Annotated in this window: 22 protein-coding genes and 1 tRNA gene; 9 read left to right on the top strand and 14 right to left on the bottom strand. The window is 68.6% G+C overall.

Annotated elements, in window-relative coordinates; translation table 11 throughout:
- Positions 1–4: 4 nt before the first annotated feature.
- From SK571_RS42655 to SK571_RS42630, 6 genes are all read right to left on the bottom strand, one after another.
- Positions 5–199, bottom strand: coding sequence for a hypothetical protein (locus tag SK571_RS42655; protein WP_266041090.1), 195 nt, complete (start codon positions 197–199; stop codon positions 5–7).
- A gap of 76 nt (positions 200–275) precedes the next feature.
- Positions 276–1,175: a galactofuranosyltransferase GlfT1 gene (gene glfT1 / locus SK571_RS42650; RefSeq protein ID WP_319989797.1), complete on the bottom strand. Its 900-nt coding sequence runs from the start codon at positions 1,173–1,175 to the stop codon at positions 276–278.
- A 3-nt stretch (positions 1,176–1,178) separates the two neighbouring features.
- Positions 1,179–1,979, bottom strand: coding sequence for a galactan export ABC transporter ATP-binding subunit Wzt/RfbE (gene wzt / locus SK571_RS42645; protein WP_319989796.1), 801 nt, complete (start codon positions 1,977–1,979; stop codon positions 1,179–1,181).
- Between the two features lie 16 nt (positions 1,980–1,995).
- Positions 1,996–2,913 carry a galactan export ABC transporter permease subunit Wzm/RfbD gene (wzm, locus tag SK571_RS42640; RefSeq protein ID WP_319989795.1) on the bottom strand — a complete coding sequence of 306 codons (918 nt, stop codon included), beginning with the start codon at positions 2,911–2,913 and terminating at the stop codon, positions 1,996–1,998.
- A gap of 59 nt (positions 2,914–2,972) precedes the next feature.
- A complete protein-coding gene (locus tag SK571_RS42635) occupies positions 2,973–3,803 on the bottom strand; it encodes a class I SAM-dependent methyltransferase (RefSeq protein WP_319989794.1) in 831 nt (276 codons plus the stop codon).
- A gap of 56 nt (positions 3,804–3,859) precedes the next feature.
- Positions 3,860–4,345, bottom strand: coding sequence for a bacterial proteasome activator family protein (locus SK571_RS42630; RefSeq protein ID WP_406602109.1), 486 nt, complete (start codon positions 4,343–4,345; stop codon positions 3,860–3,862).
- 82 nt (positions 4,346–4,427) lie between these two features.
- On the opposite strand from SK571_RS42630, the gene SK571_RS42625 reads away from it, so the two are divergent.
- Positions 4,428–5,627: a cysteine desulfurase-like protein gene (locus SK571_RS42625; protein WP_266041095.1), complete on the top strand. Its 1,200-nt coding sequence runs from the start codon at positions 4,428–4,430 to the stop codon at positions 5,625–5,627.
- A 19-nt stretch (positions 5,628–5,646) separates the two neighbouring features.
- Positions 5,647–6,294, top strand: coding sequence for a class I SAM-dependent methyltransferase (locus tag SK571_RS42620; protein WP_319989792.1), 648 nt, complete (start codon positions 5,647–5,649; stop codon positions 6,292–6,294).
- On the opposite strand, the gene SK571_RS42615 is transcribed toward SK571_RS42620, so the two are convergent.
- The gene (locus SK571_RS42615; protein ID WP_319989791.1) at positions 6,278–7,243 is read right to left on the bottom strand and encodes an NAD(P)H-quinone oxidoreductase; all 966 of its coding nucleotides are present in this window, start codon (positions 7,241–7,243) and stop codon (positions 6,278–6,280) included. The genes SK571_RS42620 and SK571_RS42615 overlap by 17 nt on opposite strands.
- A 45-nt stretch (positions 7,244–7,288) precedes the next feature.
- Here SK571_RS42615 and SK571_RS42610 point away from each other — a divergent pair, with 45 nt between their 5' ends.
- The gene (locus SK571_RS42610; RefSeq protein WP_319989790.1) at positions 7,289–7,921 is read left to right on the top strand and encodes a GNAT family N-acetyltransferase; all 633 of its coding nucleotides are present in this window, start codon (positions 7,289–7,291) and stop codon (positions 7,919–7,921) included.
- A gap of 78 nt (positions 7,922–7,999) precedes the next feature.
- Complete coding sequence (locus SK571_RS42605; RefSeq protein ID WP_319989789.1) at positions 8,000–9,508, top strand: M28 family metallopeptidase; 1,509 nt, start codon at positions 8,000–8,002, stop codon at positions 9,506–9,508.
- A gap of 56 nt (positions 9,509–9,564) precedes the next feature.
- On the opposite strand, the gene SK571_RS42600 is transcribed toward SK571_RS42605, so the two are convergent.
- The 3 genes from SK571_RS42600 to SK571_RS42590 form a co-directional block, all read right to left on the bottom strand.
- Positions 9,565–10,020: a hypothetical protein gene (locus tag SK571_RS42600; protein ID WP_319989788.1), complete on the bottom strand. Its 456-nt coding sequence runs from the start codon at positions 10,018–10,020 to the stop codon at positions 9,565–9,567.
- Between the two features lie 27 nt (positions 10,021–10,047).
- Positions 10,048–10,132 (bottom strand) — tRNA-Ser (locus SK571_RS42595).
- A gap of 28 nt (positions 10,133–10,160) precedes the next feature.
- Positions 10,161–10,592: a MarR family winged helix-turn-helix transcriptional regulator gene (locus SK571_RS42590; protein WP_319989823.1), complete on the bottom strand. Its 432-nt coding sequence runs from the start codon at positions 10,590–10,592 to the stop codon at positions 10,161–10,163.
- 164 nt (positions 10,593–10,756) lie between these two features.
- Here SK571_RS42590 and SK571_RS42585 point away from each other — a divergent pair, with 164 nt between their 5' ends.
- From SK571_RS42585 to ypfJ, 4 genes are all read left to right on the top strand, one after another.
- A complete protein-coding gene (locus SK571_RS42585) occupies positions 10,757–12,469 on the top strand; it encodes a bifunctional metallophosphatase/5'-nucleotidase (protein ID WP_319989787.1) in 1,713 nt (570 codons plus the stop codon).
- Positions 12,470–12,566: 97 nt separating this feature from the next.
- Positions 12,567–13,133 carry a hypothetical protein gene (locus tag SK571_RS42580; protein WP_319989786.1) on the top strand — a complete coding sequence of 189 codons (567 nt, stop codon included), beginning with the start codon at positions 12,567–12,569 and terminating at the stop codon, positions 13,131–13,133.
- A 54-nt stretch (positions 13,134–13,187) separates the two neighbouring features.
- Complete coding sequence (locus SK571_RS42575) at positions 13,188–13,967, top strand: hypothetical protein (RefSeq protein ID WP_319989785.1); 780 nt, start codon at positions 13,188–13,190, stop codon at positions 13,965–13,967.
- A gap of 572 nt (positions 13,968–14,539) precedes the next feature.
- Positions 14,540–15,436, top strand: coding sequence for a KPN_02809 family neutral zinc metallopeptidase (gene ypfJ / locus SK571_RS42570; protein ID WP_319989784.1), 897 nt, complete (start codon positions 14,540–14,542; stop codon positions 15,434–15,436).
- Here the strand turns inward: ypfJ and SK571_RS42565 are convergent.
- The 4 genes from SK571_RS42565 to SK571_RS42550 all read right to left on the bottom strand — a co-directional run bounded on the left by SK571_RS42565 (position 15,433) and on the right by SK571_RS42550 (position 18,603).
- The gene (locus tag SK571_RS42565; protein WP_319989783.1) at positions 15,433–16,827 is read right to left on the bottom strand and encodes a M28 family peptidase; all 1,395 of its coding nucleotides are present in this window, start codon (positions 16,825–16,827) and stop codon (positions 15,433–15,435) included. The genes ypfJ and SK571_RS42565 overlap by 4 nt on opposite strands.
- A 56-nt stretch (positions 16,828–16,883) precedes the next feature.
- Positions 16,884–17,591: a class I SAM-dependent methyltransferase gene (locus SK571_RS42560; protein WP_319989782.1), complete on the bottom strand. Its 708-nt coding sequence runs from the start codon at positions 17,589–17,591 to the stop codon at positions 16,884–16,886.
- 159 nt (positions 17,592–17,750) lie between these two features.
- Positions 17,751–18,161, bottom strand: a complete 411-nt coding sequence (locus SK571_RS42555) for a VOC family protein (RefSeq protein WP_319989781.1) — start codon at positions 18,159–18,161, stop codon at positions 17,751–17,753.
- Between the two features lie 10 nt (positions 18,162–18,171).
- The gene (locus SK571_RS42550; RefSeq protein ID WP_319989780.1) at positions 18,172–18,603 is read right to left on the bottom strand and encodes a helix-turn-helix transcriptional regulator; all 432 of its coding nucleotides are present in this window, start codon (positions 18,601–18,603) and stop codon (positions 18,172–18,174) included.
- Between the two features lie 248 nt (positions 18,604–18,851).
- Between SK571_RS42550 and SK571_RS42545 the strand changes: the two genes are divergently transcribed.
- Entirely contained in the window at positions 18,852–21,398 is a 2,547-nt protein-coding gene (locus SK571_RS42545) for an SdrD B-like domain-containing protein (protein WP_319989779.1), read from the top strand.
- Positions 21,399–21,448 lie beyond the last annotated feature (50 nt).

Raw genomic sequence — 21,448 nt, 5'->3', positions numbered from 1 at the left:
GTGGTTACTCGAAGTGGGCGACGACGACGTTCGCGAAGTTGACGACGTACTCACGGCCGTCGGGCCCCGGGATCGGCTGGGTGTGTCCGTTGCGGACGATCTGGGTCAGCCGCGGCGCGAGGTCGTCCCGCGTCTCGTCGGTGACCGGCAGGGAGATCGGGTTCGGGTTGGCGGCGAGGAACAGCACGAGTTTGCTCATGAGAGCAGCCAACCGCGTTCAGGAGCTCTGCGGAGGGCGGTTCCGCTCGTAGCGATTCCGCCCTCGGCAGACCGGCTCACTTGCGGAAGAAGCGCTCCCGCTGACCGAGGCGCACGAGCTTCAGCCACTCGACGAACGCCTTCGGGTCCCGCTTCACGGCGAGGAAGTACAGCCCGAACCGGAACACCTCGAGCGCGCCGAGCTTGCGCATGCCCGGCTGCGACAGCAGGTACCCGCGGTTGCGGTACGTGTAGTAGCGCTTGATCGGGTTCTCCGGGTCCTGGGCGTGGAACCTGCCGCCCAGCATCGGCTTGAACTCGTCCGAGCCGTCCGGGTGCACGTACGCGACCCGCAGCGACGTGCCGAACGGCAGCCCCGACCGCACCATGCGCCGGTGGACCTCCACCTCGTCGCCGCGGAAGAACAGCCGGTAGTCCGGCACGCCGACGACGTCCAGGGTGGTGGCGCGGAACAGCGCCCCGTTGAACAGCGAGGCGATGCCAGGCAGGAAGTCCGTGCCGAGTTCGGCGGCCGAGCGCTTCCACGTCAGGCCGCGGCGCAACGGGAACGCGAGCTTGTCCGGGCTGTCGATGTTGGTGACGACGGGGGAGATCTCCGCGAGACCCCTGCGCTCCGCCTCCTCCAGCAGCACGGCCAGCACGTGCTCGTCAGCCGGGCGGCCGTCGTCGTCGGCCAGCCACACCCATTCCGCGCCCAGCGAGAGCGCGTGCAGGATGCCCAGCGCGAAGCCGCCGGCACCACCGAGGTTGCGGTGCGACGGCAGGTAGGTCGTGGGGAGCGGACACTGCTCGACGAGGTCGCCGACGGGCTGGTCGGGACCGTTGTCGACGACGACCAGGTGGTCGGGCACGCGCGTCTGGGTCGCCAGGGCCTTCAGCGACTCGGCCAGCAGGTCCCTGCGGTGGCGGGTGACCACCACCGCGACGACGGAGCCCTTGGGCAGTGCCTCGATCATGCTCTACTCGCCACCGTTTCCGCTGAGGACGGGGGTTTCCTCGTGCGGGTGCATCCGCTCGAAGGGGTCGTACCCCTTGTACGCGGTCAGCACCTCGCGCAGGCTTCCGAACATCTTGACGTGACCCTCGTCCATCCAGATCGCCTTGTCGCAGAACTCCGCGAGGAACTCGTCGGAGTGGTTCGCGAACACCAGCAGACCGGAGCGGGCGACCAGGTCCTTGAGGCGGTCGCGGGCCTTCGCCATGAACGCGGCGTCGACCGCGCCGATGCCCTCGTCGAGCAGCAGGATCTCCGGGTTGATCGACGTGACGACGCCGAGGGCCAACCGGACGCGCATGCCCGTCGAGTACGTGCGCAGCGGCATCTGCAGGTAGTCACCGAGCTCGGTGAACTGCGCGATGTCGTCGACGCGGGATTCCATCTTCTTGCGGCTCATGCCGAGGAACAGGCCGCGGATCATGATGTTCTCGTACCCGGAGATCTCCGGGTCCATGCCGACGCCGAGGTCGAAGACCGGCGCGACCTTGCCGATGATGCGCGACTGGCCGCGGGTGGGCTCGTAGATGCCCGCCAGCAGGCGCAGCAGCGTCGACTTGCCGGCACCGTTGTGGCCGACCAGGCCGACGCGGTCGCCGTCCTTGAGCGACAGCGTGATGTCGTGCAGTGCTTCGATTATCGGGACGCGGCCTTCGGACTCGATCTTGCCGCCGACCTTGCCGAGCGCGAGCTTCTTCAGCGACCTCGACTTCGCGTCGAAGATCGGGAAGTCGACCGATGCGTTCCAGACGTCGATGCTGACCATGGGTGTCGACCTCCTTCTAGACCCAGTAGGAAACGCGGGCGCGGTAGTTGCGCAGGATCACCAGCGCGGCGAACCAGCCGACGACCGTGAAGCCGCCGACGACGGCCCAGTGGTGCCAGTCGACCGCGTGGCCGAGCAGCGGGGCCCTGACCACCTCGACGAAGTGGTACACGGGGTTGAGCTCGGCGATGAGCATGCGCCAGTCGTTGTCACCAGCGCCACCGGTGACCCGCTGCAGCACGCCCGCGTCCCAGACGATCGGCGTCATGAAGAAGACCAGGTTGATGAAGCTGTTCACGACCGGGGGGATGTCGCGGAAGCGGGTGCTGATGACGCCGAACAGCAGGGCGATCCACACCGCGTTCACCGCGAGCAGCGCGAAGCCCGGGATCGCGAGGACGATCGTCCAGCTGATGCCGGGGTGCTCGATGCCGCCCTTGGTGATCGTGTACGGGTGGTCGAGCGCCGTGAAGAAGATGGCGAGGACCACCGCGTAGACCACGAGGTTGTGCGCCAGGAACAGCACCTGGCGCCACACCATCCGCATCACGTGGACCGTGATCGGCGCGGGGAGGTGCTTGATGAGCCCCTCGTTCGCGATGAACACGTCCGTGCCCTCGGTGATGCAGCCGAGGATGAAGTTCCAGATGATGAAGCCGACCGTCACGTACGGCAGGAACGTGGGGACGTTCGTGTCGAACAGCACGGAGTACAGCAAGCCCAGCGCCAGCGCCGTGGTGCCCATCGAGATGGTGATCCACAACGGGCCGATGACCGAGCGGCGGTAGCGCTGCTTGATGTCCTGCCAGCCGAGGTGGCCCCACAGCTCACGGTGGTCCCACGCCTCCCGCACATCCGCGAACGCGCGTTTGAAGCTGCGCGACTTGACGGCAGGGGGCGCCTCTGCTTGGTCGAGCGTACTGGTGGCTTGCACGAGGACTGAGCGTACCGGCGACCACCGACGGCCATGCTTACCGGTCGGTCACGGTGCGATCAGACCTTGATCACCTTTACGATGACCTGTTCGTGGTCGTAGGTGTACCCGAGGTAGTCGAACTCCACGCCGTGCGCCGCCACGTGCTCCAGCCAGGCCTTGTGCTCGTGGTCCTGCCACTGCGGGTAGTTGAAGTACTCGTCGAAGACGATGATGCTGCCCTCGACCAGACGGGGCCCGACCAGGTCGAGGACGGTCTTGGTGGACGAGTACAGGTCGCAGTCGACGTGCAGGAACGTGACGGGGCCCTCGTGGTCGGCGAGGAACTTCGGCAGCGTCTCGTCGAACCACCCGGCGATGAGCTCGGCACCGGGCACGTCCGGCAGGCCGTCCATCGTGAACGTGCCGGCGGGGAACCCGTTGCGCCAGTTCTCCGGCAGACCCTCGAAGGAGTCGAAGCCGTAGACGCCGGCGCCCTCCCGGGCGTTCGCGATGATCTTGAGCGTGCCACCGGTGTAGACGCCGAACTCCAGCGCCATGCCGCCCTCGGGCGTCTGGGCCAGCGCGAACTCGAGCGTCTCCTGCGGCGAACCGAAGTGCGGGACCCGCGGCATGTTCTTGTGCACGAACTGAGCGCTCTGCAGCGCCGCTTCCCTGTCCGCGGCGAACACGATGTCGCGGCGGGCCCGCACCTCGTGCCCCACGGTGTGGTCGACGATCCGGTTCGCCTGCTGCGCGACCTCGTCGCGCAGGCCGTCCAGCTGGGCCTGGATCCGTTCGATCTGCTCTTGCTGCGGCTTCAACGCGTCCTGGATGAGTTCGAGCGCTTTGACACGAAGCTTGTGACGAAGCTGCTTGGCCTGCAGGCCATTGCGGACTCGGTCGAGCACGGTGGCTCCTCTCCAGAACGGTCAGCGCATCGTAGAGCCACCACCGCGTGGCTTAGCTAGAGGTACTGACCCGTCCCTTTGCCTGTTGTTCCGGCTTCGTTACCTTCGCCGCCACTGCCGGCGGGAAGCGCACGGCCGCGCATCTGCTCCAGCTGGGCCCGCGCCGCCATCTGCTGGGCGAACAACGCGGTCTGGATGCCGTGGAAGAGGCCTTCCAGCCAGCCCACGAGCTGAGCCTGCGCGATCCGCAGCTCGGCGTCGGAGGGGGTGCCCTCCTCGGTGAACGGCAGCGACAGGCGCTCCAGCTCCTCGCGCAGCTCCGGCGCCAGGCCGTCCTCGAGCTCCTCGATGGACCGCTTGTGGATCTCCTTGAGGCGGTTGCGGCTGGCCTCGTCGAGAGGCGCCGCCCGCACCTCCTCCAGCAGCTGCTTGATCATCGTGCCGATCCGCATGACCTTCGCCGGCTGTTCGACGAGGTCGGCGATGTCGCCGTCCTGGCCGCCGACGATTACGACGGGCTGCTCCTGGTTCATGGTCTCCATCCTCGCGCGATTCACGTTTTCGAAACCAATCGGGGTGGGGCTGGTCGTTGCCGTGTTTGCTCGCATACGTACGGTGTGTGTCATGGCGTTCGACGTCGCACGGGTACGAGGGCTCTTCCCCGCGCTCGGCGACGGCTGGGTCCATCTCGACGCACCGGCTGGCATGCAGGTGCCCGAACAGGTCGCCACCGCCGTCTCCACCGCGCTGCGCGCCCCGGTCTCCGGACCCGGTGGCATCTTTCCCGCGTCCCAGCGGGCCCAGGGCATCGTGGACGCCGCCCGCAGGTCCGTCGCGGACCTCGTCGGCGGCGATCCCGCCGGTGTCGTGCTCGGCCCCTCCTCCGCTGTCCTGCTGCAACGTCTCGCCGACGCGATGACCGACGACTGGTTCATGGGCGACGAGGTCCTGGTTTCCCGGCTGGACCACCCGGCGAACATCGCGCCGTGGTTGCGCGCCACACAGCGCACCGGCAGCGCGGTCAAGTGGGCGGAGATCGACATCGAGACCTGCGAGCTGCCGAGCTGGCAGTTCGACGAGCTGGTCACCGACCGCACCAAGCTGATCGCCATCACGGCGGCGTCCGGCGTCGTCGGCACCCGGCCGGACCTGGGCAAGATCTCCGCGGTGGCTCGCGCGCACGGCTCGATGATGGTGGTGGACGCCTCCGCCGCGGCGCCTTTCGTGCCGTTGGACATCGTTGGCATGGGTGCGGACGTCGTGGCTCTGTCCGCCGGCCAGTGGGGCGGTCCGCCGGTCGGCGCGCTGGTGTTCCGCGACCCGTCGGTGCTGGAGCGGCTGCCGTCGGTCTCGGTCGACCCGATGGCGCGCGGCCCGGAACGGCTGGAGCTCGGCCCGCACGCGTATCCGATGCTCGCCGGGCTCGTTGCCTCGGTGGAGTACCTGGCGGACCTCGACGACGCGGCTTCCGGCACGCGCCGCGAGCGGCTGCTCACGTCGTTGGGATCGGTGAAGGCCTACCAGGCCGGGCTGCTCGCTAATCTGATCAACGAACTGCGTTCGCTGCGACACGTGATGGTGATCGGCGACGCCATGCGGCGGGTGCCCGCGCTGGCGTTCTCGATCGCCGGGGTCAAGGCGGAGGACGGCGTCGAACACCTCGCGTCGCGGGGTGTCTGCGCGTTCGCCGACCCCGGTCAGCACGGCGTGTTCTCGGTGCTGGGCGTCGGCGAGATCGGCGGCGCCATCCGCATCGGGCTCGCGCACTACACGAACGCGGTCGAGATGGACGACCTGGTGCGGGCGGTGGCCGAACTCGGCTGAGGGATTTGGGAGATCATCTTTGGACGACTCGCTGGCTCGCGAGCTCGCGGATCTCTCGGCCCTGCAGCGCCTCGGCTCGTTGAACACCGAGTACCTGCCGCAGCTCTCCGGCGACCTCAGGCCGGCGGCGCTCGTCGCCGTGATGGACGAGATCGTGCTGGGCGCCCGGACCGTCCTGGTGGAACTGGGCTGCGGGTCTTCGTCGGTCTTGCTGGCGCGTTTGTTGCAACAGCGAGGATTCGGGCACCTGCTGTCGATCGAGCACGACGAACGCATGGCTGCTTTCGTTGCCTCGCAACTACGACGCGAAGGTCTCGGCTCCGCTGCCCGCGTGGTGCACGCGCCGTTGTCGCGGCATCCGGCGGCGTTGTCTCGGCACGGCCAGTGGTACGCGCCGCAGCAGGTGCACGACGAGGTGCTCGGGTACGTCGAGCGTTTCGGTCTGGTGGACCTGCTCCTGGTGGACGGACCGGGGTTCGGTGACTCGCGCTATCCGGCGCTGCCCGTGCTCAGCGCCGTGCTGGCGCCGGGGGCGACGGTGCTGGCCGACGACGCCGACCGCCCGGACGAGCAGGCGGTGCTGACGCGGTGGTCCGAGGAGTTCGGGCTGGAGTTCCGCCGCACGGCTCCTCGGACCTCACTGGCCGTGGCTACCGCTCTCGCTTGAGCAGGACCTTGCCGAAGACGTCGCTCGCCTCCAGCAGGCGGTGCGCAACGGCTGCGTCCGACATCGGCACGACCTGGCCGACGATCGGCTTGACCGCACCGCTCTCGATCAACGGCCACAGGTGCTCGCGGACCTGGGCCACGATCGCGCCCTTGCCGTCGACGCTGCGCCCGCGCAGGCCCGTCGCCATCACCGAGGCGCGCTTGGCGAGGAGCTTGCCGATCGGCAGTTCGCCCTTCACACCGCCCTGCATGCCGATGATCATCAACCGGCCGTCCGGGGCGAGGACGTCGATGTTGCGGGGGAGGTAGGAGGCGCCCATGTTGTCGAGGACGACGTCGGCCTGCTTGACCTCGGCGACGAAGTCCTGGGTCTTGTAGTTGACCGTGATGTCCGCCCCGAGCTCGGCGCACTTGCGCAGCCGTTCGTCCGATCCCGCGGTGACCGCGACGGTCGCGCCCAGAGCCTTCGCCACCTGGATCGCGTGCGTGCCGATGCCGCCCGCACCGCCGTGCACGAGGAACGTCTCGCCGAGCTTGAGCCGGCCGTCCATCACGACGTTCGACCACACCGTGCACGCGACCTCGGGCAGCGCGGCCGCCGTGACGACGTCGACGTTCGCCGGGACGGGCAGGACCTGGACCGCGGGCACGACGACCTTCTCCGCGTACCCGCCACCGGCCAGCAGCGCGCACACCTCGTCACCGACGTTCCACCCGGTCACACCCTCGCCGAGCGCGGCGATCGTGCCGGAGCACTCCAGCCCGATGACGTCCGACGCGCCGCGCGGCGGTGGGTACAAACCCTGTCGCTGCAACAGGTCCGCGCGGTTGACCGCACTCGCGGCGACGTCGATCAGCACCTCGCCCTCGCCCGGCACCGGGTCTGCGACCTCGGTCCACTCGAGCACGTCCGGGCCGCCGGGTTCGCGAACAGTGATGGCACGCATGCAGCCGACCGTAATACCGTTCGGCAGGTCCGGCACCATCGGATCATGGACGCCTGGCCGCTACGACATCTGGTCCTCCGCACCCCGCGCCTGGAGCTGCGCCCCGACGACGACTCCGGACTGTTCGAGCTCGTCGAGGTCGCCAAGGCGGGCGTGCACGACCCGGCCGAGATGCCGTTCAACGTGCCGTGGACCGACAGCCTCGCGGACGACCACGGGTTCGGCATGGTCCAGTTCTTCTGGGGCATGCGCGCCAAGTTGGCCGCCAAGGACTGGGCGATCTGCTTCCTCGTGCGGCACGAGGGCAGGGTCATCGGTGTGCAGGAGCTGGGCGCGCGTGATTTCGGTGTGCTGCGCGAGGTGAACACCGGCTCGTGGCTCGGCCAGGAGTTCCAGGGCAACGGGTTCGGCACGGAGATGCGCGTCGGCGTGCTGCAGTTCGCGTTCGACCACCTGGGCGCCCACATCGCTCGTTCGGCGGCTTGGCAGGGCAACCACGCCTCCAACCGGGTCAGCGCCAAGCTCGGCTACGTGCACGACGGCACGATCGGCCTGGCACCGCGCGGAGAACGCCTTGAGCACGTGCGACTGCGTCTGGACGAGGCGAATTTCGTGCGCCCGGAATGGGACGTCGCGGTCGAAGGCCTAGCGGAGTGTGTTCACCTGATCACCAGGTGAACTCCCGCCGACCGACGGATTGTGTCCTGCGTCTCACCTTTGTGAGGGTTCAGCCATCTCGAACGAAGGGGAACGTTCATGTCCGGCAGAACCAAGCTGGCGGCTGTGCTTGCCATATCGGCATTAGTCGCTGCCCCCACCGCCACGGCGTCCGCCGCCGAACCGGCAGGCCCCGCACTCGCCAAGAAGCTCGCGAAGAAGGTGACCGTCGAGGGTGTCAACCGGCACCTCATCGCGTTCCAGCGCATCGCCGACCGCAACGGCGGCAACCGCGCGGCCCTGACGCCCGGCTACGACGCGAGCGTCGACTACGTCGCGGGCAAGCTGCGCGACGAGGGCTTCATCGTCACGACGCCGAACTTCAGCTTCGAAGTCCCCATCACCGACGCCGAGACCGCCCGCGTCGACGGCGTGAACTACCAGGCGCTCATCCTGACCGCCTCGCCCCAGACCCCGGTCGGCGGCGTCACCGGCCCGCTGCGCGTCGTCCCCGAGGACGCCACCACGGGCTGCGAGGCGACCGACTTCGCCGGCCAGAACTTCACCGGCTCCGTCGCCCTCATCCGCCGCGGCGGATGCACGTTCGAGCAGAAGCACCTCAACGCGTTCGCCGCGGGCGCCGTCGCCGTGCTGGTCTCGAACAACACGGCGGGCCCGCTGGCCAACGTGACGCTGACCAACCCCGGCAAGATCCCGACCGGCGGCATCTCCCAGGCCGACGGCACCACGCTCGCCGGCAAGGCAGGCGCCTCGGTCACCGTGGACATGCGGTACCACAACGAGACCCGCACCCAGCGCAACGTCATCGCCGAGACCCGCACCGGCCGCAAGAACAACGTCGTCATGGCCGGCGCACACCTCGACAGCGTCGAACTGGGCGCGGGCATCAACGACAACGGCACCGGCTCCGCCGCGCTCCTGGAGACGGCCCTGCAGCTCGGCGCCCGCCCGAAGGTCGACAACGCCATCCGCTTCGCCTGGTGGGGCGCGGAAGAGCGCGGCCTCATCGGCTCCGAGGAGTGGGTCCGCTCGCTGACGTTCGAACAGCAGCTGGACATCGCCCTGTACCTGAACTTCGACATGGTCGGCTCCCCGAACGCCGCGTACTTCATCTACGACGGCGACAACTCCGACGGGGTGGGCGCAGGCGCGGGCCCGTACGGCTCGGCCCAGATCGAAAAGGCCTTCGCCGACTACTTCGCCGCCAAGGGCGTCCCCACCGAAGGCACGGACTTCTCGGGCCGCTCGGACTACGGCGAGTTCATCGCACAGGGCATCCCGGCCGGCGGCCTCTTCACCGGCGCCGAGGGCGTCAAGACCGAGGCGCAGGCAGCCAAATGGGGCGGCACGGCAGGCGTCGCCTACGACCCGTGCTACCACTCGCAGTGCGACAACCTCGGCAACGTCGACCGCGTGGCCCTGGGCCGCAACGCCGGCGCCATCGCGTTCGTGACAGCGGCATACGGCGTGTCCACAGAGGACGTCAACGGCGTGCCGCCGCGTGCGCAGCGAGCCGAGGCCCGTTCTGCCGCGGCCCTGATGCAGTCCGCCGCGCACGACGACCACCACCACCTGGCCGTCTCGTAGTTCGCCTGTCCTGATCAACGGCGGCGGTGCCCTTCGAGGCGCCGCCGCCGTTTCACTCAGCGGCTCAACTCGTCCCGCGCCGCAGCGAGGAACGACGCCTTGGGCCCCTTCAGGTGGTCCCACAGCGAGCCACCGTCGAGCTCCTGCCAGAGAACGTGATCGAGAGCCTTGACGTAAGCACGCGCCAACTCGTGCAGCGACGAGGCGAACAGCACGTGGATCATCCGCTCACACACCCACAGCTCGTCGACGACGTCCAGTGCCGCCGACTTCCAGGCCGCCGTGCCGTCCCGGTCCTCGGCCGCACGCTCGGCCTGCTGCGCGGCCCGGATGAACTGACGTAAGAGCTCCAGCTGCTCCACGCGCCGTGCCTCAGCGCGTTCAGCGGTCAGCTTTCTCTGCTCACTGCGCTCGGCGCGACGCTGCACGGTGGTCTGCACCAGAAAGGACAGGCCACCGCCGAACAGCACGCCGACCAGAGAAAGGACCGCGGGCCACACCTGTGTCTGCATGGCGTGACCAATACCAACGATCACTTGCGGAAGCGGAGGGATTTGAACCCCCGGACGGTTGCCCGTCTCCCGCTTTCAAGGCGGGTGCATTCGGCCGCTCTGCCACGCTTCCACGACGCCCAGGAGCGTCGGCACAAAGCCTAGCCGTTCGACTCCCGCAGGTGTGTCATGACCCGGTCGAACACCTTGGCCAGCACCTCGCCCTCCTCGGGCGTGATCAGGTCGACGATGTGCTCACGCACGCCACTCAGGTGGGTCGGAGCGGCCGAGACCAGCTGCGCCATGCCCTTCGGCGTGAGTTCGGCCAGCACGCCGCGGCCGTCCTCCGTGCACTCGCGGCGGGACACCAGGCCTGCCTTCTCCATGCGCGCGACCTGGTGTGAGACGCGTGACTTCGAGGAGGCGACGTCCTCGGCGAGCTGGGTCATCCGCATGCGCTGGTTCGGCTGTTCGGACAGGCGCACGAGGATTTCGTAGTCCGCCAGTGACACTCCGTGGGTGTCCTGGAGCTCTCGGTGCAGGCGGTCCATGAGCATGGAGGAACCGTTCACGTAGGTGCGCCATGCGCGCATCTCGCCCTCGTCGAGCCAGTGCGGCTCCTGCTCACTTGGTGTCACGGGAACAAGGTTAGTCCTGAGCATGACGATCCAGTCATTGCTCTGGAAAACGTGGCGATCGGAAGGCAGACTCCTGCGCCGTACACGCGCGTTAACCAAGCCTTGAAAGGCCCCCATCCATGAGTTCGTTCAGACGGCTTTCCGTTCTGGCGATCACCGCCGCCGCGGCCACTGTCATCAGCGCTACCGGGCCTGCCCAGGCCGATGTCCAGTCACTGCGCGGTCGGGGCACGGTTGACGTGCGCCTGATCGGCATCAACGACCTGCACGGCAACCTCGAGCCGCCGACCGGGTCGTCCGGGCGCGTCATCCTGCCGGACGGCACGACCGTCGACGCCGGTGGTGCCGCGTTCAACGCCACGCACATCAAGAACCTCCAGAAGGAGGTCAGGAACTCCGTCATCGTCGGGCAGGGCGACCTGATCGGCGGGTCGCCGCTGGTGTCGGCGTTGTTCCACGACGAGCCGACGATCGAGGTGCTCAACGAGGTCGGCATGGACGCGACCGCGGCGGGCAACCACGAGTTCGACGAGGGCTACAAGGAGCTCCTGCGGATCCAGCGCGGCGGGTGCCACCCGGTGGACGGCTGCCAGTTCCGCGACGAGTACAAGGGCGCGAAGTTCCCGATCCTCGGCGCGAACGTCACGAACGCGAAGTCGGGACTGCCGGCTCTGCCGCCGTTCTGGGTGGAGATCCGTGACGGGATGCCGATCGGCTTCATCGGCATGCCGCTCAAGGACGTGCCGATCCTGGTCGACCCGAACGGCATCAAGGACATCAAGTTCGGTGACGAGGTCAAGGCGGCCAACAAGTACGCCAACTTCCTCGACACGATCGGCGTCAAGTCGATCGTCCTGCTCGTGCACCAGGGCGACCAGGTGACGTCGACCGGTGGCGGGCCCAACGCGTGCAACGTGTCGCCGCAGAACCCCGGCAGCTACATCGCCACCAACGTCAGCCCGAAGATCGACGCGGTCTTCTCCGGCCACAGCCACCAGCACTACAACTGCGTGGTCAAGGACCCGGCCGGCAACCCGCGGCCGTTCATCGAGGGCCTGGCGTTCGGGCGCGAGCTCAGCGTCGTCGACCTCAAGATCGACCGCCGGACGCGCGACGTCGTCCGCGGCGAGACGAAGGCCGAGAACAAGATCGTCACGCGCACGGTCACGCCGGACCCGGTGATCCAGTCCGTGATCGACCTGGCCAAGACGAAGTCCGGCCCGATCGCGAACCGGCAGATCGGCTCGATCGGTGCGAACATCCCCCGTGCCGCGGTTCCCGCCGGTGACTCGCCGCTGGGCAACCTGATCGCCGACTCCCAGCTGGAGGCCACCAAGGTCAACGGTGCCGTCCTCGCGCTGATGAACCCCGGTGGCGTGCGTGCCGACCTCACCTACGCGCCGGCGGGCACCGAGGCCCCTGGCGTGGTGACGTACGGCGAGGCCTTCGCCGTTCAGCCGTTCAGCAACATCCTGCAGACCGTCACGCTGACCGGTGCGCAGATCAAGAACGCCCTGGAGCAGCAGTTCACCGCGGCCAGGACGATCATCCTGCAGCCCTCGGCTGGCTTCACGTACTCGTGGTCGGCCTCGGCGGCGTTCGGTTCGAAGATCTCCGACATCAAGATCGGCGGTGTCGCCGTCGACCCGAACGCGAACTACCGCGTGACGATCAACAGCTTCCTGCAGGGCGGCGGTGACGCTTTCCCCGAGTTCACCAAGGGCACCGAGATCACCGGTGGTGGCATCGACCTCGACGGGTTCGCCGCGTACCTCTCGACGCACCCCGACCAGCTGCCCCCGGCGACCGGCCGGATCACGCAGCTGCCGTAACCGCAGATCGCAGTTGAAGGCCATCTCGGCGACCTGGGTCGCCGAGATGGCCTTTTTCGTGTGACGCGTTGCTCCATTTGATCTAGGGTGAGGGCCGATGTCGTGGTTGCGTCGGTTCCTGCTGCTCGCCGGTCTGGTGACCGGTGCCTGGCTGCTGGGCGGCGCAGGTGAGGCGAACGCCGACGTCCGGGTCGAGATCGACCAGCTCGAGATCGAGGTGGAGCTCCCCGTCGTCGACATCGGCCTCAAGATCGAGACCACACCACCGCGGCAGCCCGACGCGCCCGTCCCGCCGAAGCCGGCACCGCGCGTCGAGGTCCCCGAAGCCGAGCCAGTGACGCCGCAGACTCCGGCAGTGGAAGCACCTGCGCAGGCCGAGGTGCCCCGGCAGCACGCGTCGCCGGAGCCGCCGCCGTCGTCAACGACGACGCCCACGAACCCCGTGCCGGTGCCCCGGCAACCGCAACCGCAGGCCGAGCAGCCGATCCCCGGCACGCTCCCGCAGAGCGGTGCGGGGGCGTCGGCAGGCAGTCTCCAGATTCCGGCGGGCACGCTGCCGCACGCGATGCGGCCGCCGACCACCACAGCGTCTCTGGTCAGCACCGAACAGCAGGACGTGCCGCGCATCGTGCGCGCGGAGGAGCCGACGTTCTCCCCTGACTGATCCGCAAGTGCCGCACGCAGCACAGGGATCCGTCACTTTCCAGGGAGAACAGTCATGCGCAAGAACCTCAACCGCACCATGTCCGCAGCCCTCCTGACGGGCGGCCTGATGGTCGCGACCGCCGGCTGGGCACAGGCCGTCCCGGTGCCGCTCGACATCGACGAGGAGGTCCGCGTCGGCAACCTCGTCAGCGTCCCGGTCAAGGTCTGCGGCAACGCGATCAACGTGCTCGGCAACAGCGACGCCACGTGCGACGAGGAGCCCGCCGCGCGCACCCAGGCCGACAAGGCGCTCGTCTCCGCGCCCGTCACGGTCTGCGGCAACTCGGTCGGCGTCGCCGGCGGCGGCAACGGCAGCTGCGGCCAGACGAAGCCCGAGGAGCCCAACGGCACCGTCGAGGCCCCCGTGACCGTCTGCGGCACCGCAGCGGGCGTGCTCGGCACCGCTAGCGGCGACTGCGGCAAGACCGAGACCCCCGAACAGCCGGAGCAGCCGGAGCAGCCGGAGCAGCCGGGCGAGAACCCGGAGCAGCCGGAGCAGCCCGGCGAGAACCCTGAGCAGCCCGGTGAGAACCCCGGCAACGAGAACCCCGGCAACGGCAACCCCGGCGGCGGCGACAACGGCGACGACAACTCCGGCAGCGGCACCACGGGCGACGACTCCGGCGCCGGCACCCCGCAGACCGGCGACAAGGCCTCGCAGCACGCCTCGGCGGTCATCCCGAGCCTGTCGAAGACCGGCGCCGACCCGCTCGAGTTCCTGCTGGCGGGTCTCGGACTGATGACCGCGGGCGTGATGGCCCGCCGCGGCGCGCGCCGCACCACGAAGGCCTGATCAAATATCTGATCGTTTTTTCCCAATCGCCCGGCGAGAGATTCTCTCGCCGGGCGATTGCTGTCTGCACTGTCGATCTCCGCAGGTCACCCGTCTGACTTCACCAATTCAGGTTTGGCGTGAGGTGTTGAGAAATGCGGCGATCAAGCGCATAGTCGATAACGAGCTGGCAGCCGGCAGGTGAATGAACAAGACCGCCCGGAGGCCACGCCCAGAAGGGGTAGGTGGTGCTGTGCAGGTATCTCCTCGCTGTGGCGAAACGCGGTCTGTCGCATCCCCGCGAGCGGATCGGACGTGAACGGTCCGAGCGCGACTGTGTAGCGACGGACACGAGGTTTCGGGTGCCCAGGCGCCATCGGGCGTCGCTCGGTGCACTTCGACGCTGTTGAGCTCGGCTTCGGTGTCGTCTCATGGCGTCACCGGCTGAGCGCCACGCCAACCTTCGTGGGCCGTAGTCGTCACTTCCAAATGGGAAAGCCTTGGTGCGGTGCCCCGACGTCGGGCTCCGCACCAAGGCATGTTTCGTGCTTTATCGTTTGCGGCACCCATGGGGTCCTTGGCAGGAGGATGCGGTGCAGTTCAACGAAGGCGCGGAACTCGACACTTCTCAGGTTTCGGACCAACGAGGCTCAGGCGGCAGGGTCGCGGGCGTCGGTGGTGGCCTCGGCGTGGTCGGCCTGATCATCTACTTCCTGTTCCAGCAGTTCACCGGCATCCAGCTGCCCGCGGGCGGGCTGGAGGGCCTGGGCAACAACACCCAGGTCGAGTCCGGCCAGCTGCTCGACAAGTGCAAGACGGGAGCCGACGCGAACCGCGACGACGACTGCAGGGTCCTGGCCACGATCAACTCGATCCAGGCCTTCTGGACCGACCAGTTCGCCCGCTCGGGCAACACCTACCAGGTCACCAAGACCAACTTCTTCCGCAACAGCGTGAACACGCGCTGCGGCAACGCCACCTCCGCGGTCGGCCCGTTCTACTGCCCCGCGGACTCCCAGGTGTACATCGACCTGGACTTCTTCAACGAGCTGCGCACCAAGTTCGGTGCGACCGGCGGCCCGTTCGTCGAGGCCTACGTGCTCGCCCACGAGTACGGCCACCACGTGCAGAACCTGCTCGGCACGTCTGACCGGGTCGGCAGGGAGACCGGTCCCACCTCGGGTTCGGTGCGCCTCGAACTGCAGGCCGACTGCTACGCGGGTGCCTGGGGCAAGGCCGCGACGACCGTTCCGTCGGCCAACGGCCAGCCCCTCATCTCGAACATCACCCAGGAAGACGTGGACGCCGCCCTCGACGCGGCGGCGCGCATCGGTGACGACTTCATCCAGAGCGAGCTCGGTGGCGGGCGGGTCGACACGACCAAGTTCAGCCACGGCAGCTCGGAGCAGCGGAAGAAGTGGTTCACGACCGGGTTGCAGACGGGTGACCCCGCCCGCTGCAACACGTTCGACACGAACAACCTGGGCTAACGCAGAGCAGCCCGTTCCTGCCGGGACGGTACGCCGTTCACGCCCTCGGTGGTGACGGCGTACGAGGCGATGACGTGGGCCGCGGCGGAGACGTTGCGGCCCAGCGCCTCTCGGTTGATGTTGCCGAGGTGGTCGCACGCGCGGTGGTAGCAGGGGTCCATCTCCACGCCCGCCGTGCCGCCCCACTTCGCGGCCTGCGCTGCGGTCTTGACCTCGCCGCCGCCGGAGATGATGCCGCCCGCCGGGATGCCGAGCGCGGTGAACGAGCCGTAGTCGCTGGCGCCACGGACGTTCAGGCCCTCGGGACCGAGGCCGCGGGCCGTGTAGAAGTCGCTGAACGCCTTCTCGACGTGCTTCGACCCGTACGGCAGGCCGGGGTCGTTGTAGACGAAGTAGCCGGGGTTGGGCGACCCGACCATGTCGAAGTTCAGGTACAGCGCGATGTCGAGCTGCTGCTCGAACGACAGCGCCGAGGCGTAGGCGCGCGACCCGATCAGACCGGCCTCCTCCGCGCCCCACCACGTGAAGCGCACGGCGTTGGGCAGCTCGGGCCGGGAACCCGTCTTCAGCGCTACTTCGAGCAGCGCGGCCGACCCGGACCCGTTGTCGTTCATGCCCGGTCCCGCGTCGACGCTGTCGAGGTGCGCCCCCGCCACGACCACGTTGTCCGCGCGGCCCGTGCGGGTCTGGGCGATGACGTTGCGGTCGAGGTGGACCTCGTCGTGGTGGCGCAGGTCGAGCGTGACGGACTGCCCGGCCAGCGCGGCGAGCGCCGTGCCGTCTGCCTTCGAGGCGCTGCCGCCCGGGATCGTGCCGGGGATGCGCAGGTCGAGGTGGCCGTCGACGTTGTTGGAGATGATCACAGCCGCCGCACCCGCGGTCACCGCGTTGGCGTACTTGGTGACGAACGTGCAGGTACCGCGCCGGATCAGCGCGACGGAGCCCTTGAAGTCCTGCCCGGCGAAGTCACCCGCCTCACAACCGGGCGTGCCGTCCTCCGGCACGACCCGCAACGGCGCGGTGAGGCCGCCGTCCGGGGTGTTCGGGGTGTCGCCGAACGGCACGAGCTCGTGCGAGGCGCCACCCGCGGTCACCCGGCCCGCGTCGTCGATCTTCCGCCTGACCTCGAACTCCGGTGTGGTCACGTCGAACCCGGCCTCGCGCAGCCGCCCGGCCACGTAGTCGACGCTGGCCGCGTAGCCGGTGGTCGTCGCGGCCCGGTTGCCGTCGTGGGTGTCGGCGATGCGCTGGAACGCGATCAGGTGGCGTTGGGCGCCGTCCGCGCTCACCCGTGCGGCGAGGTCGCGGGCGGGGTCGGCGGCTGCGCTCGCTGTGGAGCCGAGCAGCACCAGGGACGAGGCCAGGGCGGTTACCGCGGTGATGGCACGCATGACCTCGACCTTGGCCCAGGTGGTCGTGAGAGCGCTACCACCTGGGCCAGGTGAGATCAGCGGCGTGCCACGGCCAGCAACCGGTGGCTGCCGACCTCGAACGCACCGCCGTCGGTGTCGCCGAACAGCTCGACCGACGAGAACCCGGCGTCGTTCAACATCCGGGTCAGCTCACCGGCCGTGTAGACGTGCTGCACACAGGCCGACCGCTGCGTCCGCTCACCGTCGGTGAACGTGAAGTCGATCAGCAGTCGCGCCGTCGCCACGTCGTAGGTGTTGACGGCGACCATGTCGACGCCGCCCGCGGACATCCGGATCTCGCCCGGCAACGAGGGCAGCAAGACCTCGGCCGCGCAGCCGTAGTCGACGACCAGCACCGGCGCGGCGGCGGCCAGGTCGGCCAGGAACCGCTGCGAACCGGCGTGGTCGAGGTAGCCGAAGCTGTTGCCCAGGCACACGGCCAGATCGGCCGTCACGCCGAACGAGCCCAGCGACGCCAGGTCGCCCTGCCGCCAGTCGAGCGAGGGAGCCAGCGCGCGGGCGTGCGCGATGGCCTCGTCCGAGATGTCGATGCCGGTGACCGAGTAGCCGCGACGAGCCAGCTCGATGCTGTGCCTGCCACTGCCGCACGGCGCGTCCAGCACCCGTGGGCCGGCGCCGAGGCCGACGAGGAAGTCGACCTCGGCCGAGGTCTGCGAAGGCTGGACCGCACCGCGCCAGAAACCGTTGGCGAGATCGGTGAAGAAAGAGGTGTACCAAGTCAAGGTGGTGCTCCTGGTGATCGCGAGAAACAGAAACGCGAGAGTCACCGGGTACTGCGAAGGCACCCGGTGTGTCCGGGGCTGCCCATGGCATCGACCTTGTCTCTGAGAACGCCTGAAGGCACCACTCAACCACGCCGGGTGCGGAGGCGGACAGCGAATTTACTGCTGGGTGCGCGGTGTGGAGAAGCGGATCATGTTGCCCGACGGGTCGCGGAACGCGCAGTCGCGCACGCCGTAGAACTGGTCGATCGGTTCCTGCATCACCTCGGCCCCGGACGCACGCACCTGCTCGAACTTCGCGTCCACGTCGTCGAGCTCGAAGATGACGCCCTGCAGCGATCCCTTGGCCAGCAACGCGTGCAGCGTCTCGTAGTCGGTCGGCGGGACGGGCGGCCCGATGCGCGAGAGGCCGATCTCGACGTCGGGCTGCTCGGCGGGCCCGACGGTGAGCCAGCGGTAACCGTCCTCGATGGTGGCGTCCGTGCGGACTTCGAGCCCGACGACGTCGCGGTAGAACTTCAGCGCGATGTCCTGGTCGTGGACGAAGAGGAACGTGTGCGAAAGCTTCATGGCCGAGACCCTAGGCACGCGGTGAACGCGTCGCTTCTCGAAATCTGCTCGGTCGCGTCAGGCCCATCAAATGGCATCCCGGCACCCCGGCCAGCGCGTCGTGAGCGCGCGCCCGGTAGGCCGACGGCGTCTCCCCGACCAGTTCCGTGAACCGCGCGGAGAACGAGCCGAGCGAGGTGCAGCCGACCTCGACGCACACCTCGGTCACGGACATCGTTCCCAGGCGCAGCAACGCCTTGGCCCGCTCGATCCGCCGGGTCATCAGGTAGCCGTACGGGGTCTCGCCGTACGCCACGCGGAACTGGCGGGCGAAGTGCGACGGCGACATCAGCGCGGTACGGGCCATCGCGGGCACGTCCAGCGGCCGCGCGTACTCGCGGTCCATCAGGTCACGTGCCCGGCGCAGGTGCGCGAGGTCCTCCGGCGTCACGAAGAACAGCATGCCACCGCCGTGAGCGCAGAGAAGTCCCCGCGATGCTCACGCTTTCCGAACGTCATCGGTTGCCCTGCTCGAAAGAAAATCTCGGGCACCTTTTCGTCATCTTTTGGACCCTTCCACGCGCTCTCGGAACGGGTGTACTTTCCGAACGTCTTGCCGGTGCGTGCGGGGGCTCTGACATCGGCGGACGTGGTCAACACGGGGATTCGGGGGATCCGTTGCTCGGCAGATCCGCATTCAAGATCGGCGCTGTGACCGCAGTCGCAGCGCTGGTTTTCAGCTCGTCCGCTCTCGCACAGGACGACCCGGCGAGCGCACCTCCGGCGCCCACCGAGACGACGACGACCACACCGCCGCCGACCTCGCAGCCCGCCCCGCCCCCGCCTGCCCCGGAGCAGAAGCCGCAGGCGGAGCAGAAGAACAGCATCTCCGGCGTCCTGTACGGCGACAAGAACCGCAACGGCGAGCAGGACCCCGGCGAGGCGGTCCAGGGCGAGGTCAGCGTCTTCGGCGGCACCACCAGGCACACGACGACGAGCGCGGCGGACGGCACGTTCGCCTTCCAAGGCCTCACGGCGGGCACCTACTGGGCGACCTACAAACTGAAAGACGGCTGGGTCGTGCACCACGCCAAGGCCGCCGGGGACGAGGTCGTGGTCGCCGATGGCACGACCACCGAGGTGGCGGTGCGTGCGGAGCGGCCCTACTCGGAACAGCTCAGGGCGACCGCATCGCTCGACCGCGGGAACTACGAGTACCCGGCGTACGCGAAGATCAAGATCAGTCTCACCAACACGACCGACCGCACGATCAGCGCGATCCAGGCGCGGTGCAATCGCCCGAACCTCAGGAACACGCTCGGCAACGGCGGTCCGGAGTGGCATGTGTTCAACACGCACGGCGTGACGCTGGCGGCTGGTGAGCAGTACACGGTCACCATCGCCGAGAGGCTTCCCGAGGATGCCGTCACCGCGGGCGTCGTCACGCTCGACTGCGACTTCGCACCGAACGTCGAGTGGATCACCGACGGTCCACCGGTGCACGCCGAGGCGAAGGTGTCGGGTCGCTTCGGCCACACGATGGTCTTCGGCGAGGACAGGAACGCGGACCGGAGCATCGACGCGGACGAGGTCGTCAGCGGCGCGAAGGTCGTCCTGCTGGACTTGCGCACTGGTGCCCAGGTCGCCGAGCGCACCAGCGGTTCGGACGGCAAGGTGGAGTTCACCGGCCTGAACACCGGCGACTACCGCGCAGTGCTTCTCGGGTCGTGGGCGTTCACCGACGACAGCCAGCAACTGGTGCGCGTCACCGCCCAGGGCAGCACCGGCACCAAGTTCCTCAAACGTGCGGCACCCGCGTCAGTGGTCGCCACGATGAAGTTCGAGAAGCCGCGCTACGAGTCGCATGAGTCGGTGCGCGTGGACCTGACCATCACGAACGCCGGCGGTCAGACCGCGGAGCGTGTCAGGGTGCACGCCGTGTTCAACGACGTGGCCATCACCGCCGAACAGTGGGGCGAGTTCGGGCAAGAGGGACCTGGCGCCCGGATCCCGGCCGGCGAGTCGCGGACGTACAGCGTCACGGGCGCGATTCGCTACTTCGAGGACGGGAAGCTGACGGTGTGGGCCTCGGTCGAGCATGTCGGCATGCCGGACCGTCCGACGGGCTTCAGCGCCGAGGCCGAGGTCGTGCAGACCACCGGTGACGTCAGCGGTGTCGTCTACGTCGACAGGAACCACAACAGGCAGCAGGATCCCGGCGAGGCCGCCGCGGAGACCGTCGTGGAGGCCAACGGCGGCGCGCCGTACGACTACTTCAGAACCACGACGGACGCCGACGGCCGCTACTCGTTCGAGAACATCCCTTCCGGCGACTACCTCATCGGCTACACGCTGGCCGGCGGGTGGGTCGTGCACGCCGAGAGCAACGCGCCGCAGGTCAGGGTGCGGCCCGGGCCACCGGTCCAGGTCAGCGCCCGTGCGGAACGCCCGTACACCGAGGTGCTCGAGGCGGCGGTGGTGCTCGACAAGCCGGTCTACGCGGCCGGGGACGACGTCAAGATCGCGATAACGCTGTCGAACAAGGCCGTCCACGAGGTCGGCAACGTCCAGGCCGCCTGCAACAGGGACGGCAACACGTGGCCGGTGTCCGCCGGCTGGGGCGACCTGCGCGAGCCGGGCGTGACGCTCGGTCCGGGTGAGACGAAGACGATCACCGTCGTGGAGAAGGTGCCCGCGGAGCCGTCCGGGGTGAACCGGGTGGCCGTGCACTGCGGGTTCGCGCCTTGGGTCGCGGCGAACCTCGAAGACGCCGCGATCGGCTACGACTGGGCCGGCATCCCCGGCGGTGTCGGCACGGCGAGGGGCACGATCTTGTACGACAAGAACCACAACTACTGGGTCGACCCCGGAGAGCCACTCCAGAACACCGGAGTCCGGCTGATGACCGACCGCGCGTACGGCGGCATCGTCGCCGAGACCGTCACGGACGCCGACGGATCCATGTTCTTCGAGCAGGTGCCGCTCGGCACCTACTGGTTGGAGATCGACGGGCCGTGGCAGTTCCCGGATCCGAGCACCGCCATGGTGGAGATCACCGCGAGAGGGGACGGCTTCTACCTTCTGTACGTGGAGCCCGGTCCGTCTCCCGTGCCGCCAGGCGGCGACAGCAGCCAAGGGGGAACCCGTGGCGCGCTCGCCAAGACGGGCGTCAGCGTGCTCGGGCTCGGGGTGGTCGCGGCGCTGCTCGTGGCGTTCGGCGTCGGCGCCAGGATGATCGGCCGTCGCCGGACCACCTAGCGGCCCGGTGTCGCGCACGCCACTGTCCAGAGTGGATTGTTGATGTTGTA

It is taken from the genome of Lentzea kristufekii (genome assembly GCF_033949925.1).
GTDB classification, from domain to species: domain Bacteria; phylum Actinomycetota; class Actinomycetes; order Mycobacteriales; family Pseudonocardiaceae; genus Lentzea; species Lentzea kristufekii.
Note: the sequence above shows the minus strand (reverse complement) of the source record. Positions and strands in the feature narration are given on the sequence as shown.

What these genes read in the sequence shown, in the direction of transcription:
- SK571_RS42555 (WP_319989781.1), bottom strand. Translation starts at nt 18,161, where the DNA reads ATGAAGCTTTCGCACACGTTCCTCTTCGTCCACGACCAGGACATCGCG.
- SK571_RS42565 (WP_319989783.1), bottom strand. Translation starts at nt 16,827, where the DNA reads ATGCGTGCCATCACCGCGGTAACCGCCCTGGCCTCGTCCCTGGTGCTG.
- glfT1 (WP_319989797.1), bottom strand. Translation starts at nt 1,175, where the DNA reads ATGATCGAGGCACTGCCCAAGGGCTCCGTCGTCGCGGTGGTGGTCACC.
- SK571_RS42575 (WP_319989785.1), top strand. Translation starts at nt 13,188, where the DNA reads ATGCGCAAGAACCTCAACCGCACCATGTCCGCAGCCCTCCTGACGGGC.
- SK571_RS42655 (WP_266041090.1), bottom strand. Translation starts at nt 199, where the DNA reads ATGAGCAAACTCGTGCTGTTCCTCGCCGCCAACCCGAACCCGATCTCC.
- SK571_RS42580 (WP_319989786.1), top strand. Translation starts at nt 12,567, where the DNA reads ATGTCGTGGTTGCGTCGGTTCCTGCTGCTCGCCGGTCTGGTGACCGGT.
- SK571_RS42550 (WP_319989780.1), bottom strand. Translation starts at nt 18,603, where the DNA reads ATGCTGTTCTTCGTGACGCCGGAGGACCTCGCGCACCTGCGCCGGGCA.
- SK571_RS42600 (WP_319989788.1), bottom strand. Translation starts at nt 10,020, where the DNA reads ATGCAGACACAGGTGTGGCCCGCGGTCCTTTCTCTGGTCGGCGTGCTG.
- SK571_RS42585 (WP_319989787.1), top strand. Translation starts at nt 10,757, where the DNA reads ATGAGTTCGTTCAGACGGCTTTCCGTTCTGGCGATCACCGCCGCCGCG.
- SK571_RS42590 (WP_319989823.1), bottom strand. Translation starts at nt 10,592, where the DNA reads ATGCGCGCATGGCGCACCTACGTGAACGGTTCCTCCATGCTCATGGAC.
- SK571_RS42630 (WP_406602109.1), bottom strand. Translation starts at nt 4,345, where the DNA reads ATGGAGACCATGAACCAGGAGCAGCCCGTCGTAATCGTCGGCGGCCAG.
- SK571_RS42605 (WP_319989789.1), top strand. Translation starts at nt 8,000, where the DNA reads ATGTCCGGCAGAACCAAGCTGGCGGCTGTGCTTGCCATATCGGCATTA.
- SK571_RS42625 (WP_266041095.1), top strand. Translation starts at nt 4,428, where the DNA reads ATGGCGTTCGACGTCGCACGGGTACGAGGGCTCTTCCCCGCGCTCGGC.
- SK571_RS42615 (WP_319989791.1), bottom strand. Translation starts at nt 7,243, where the DNA reads ATGCGTGCCATCACTGTTCGCGAACCCGGCGGCCCGGACGTGCTCGAG.
- wzt (WP_319989796.1), bottom strand. Translation starts at nt 1,979, where the DNA reads ATGGTCAGCATCGACGTCTGGAACGCATCGGTCGACTTCCCGATCTTC.
- SK571_RS42610 (WP_319989790.1), top strand. Translation starts at nt 7,289, where the DNA reads ATGGACGCCTGGCCGCTACGACATCTGGTCCTCCGCACCCCGCGCCTG.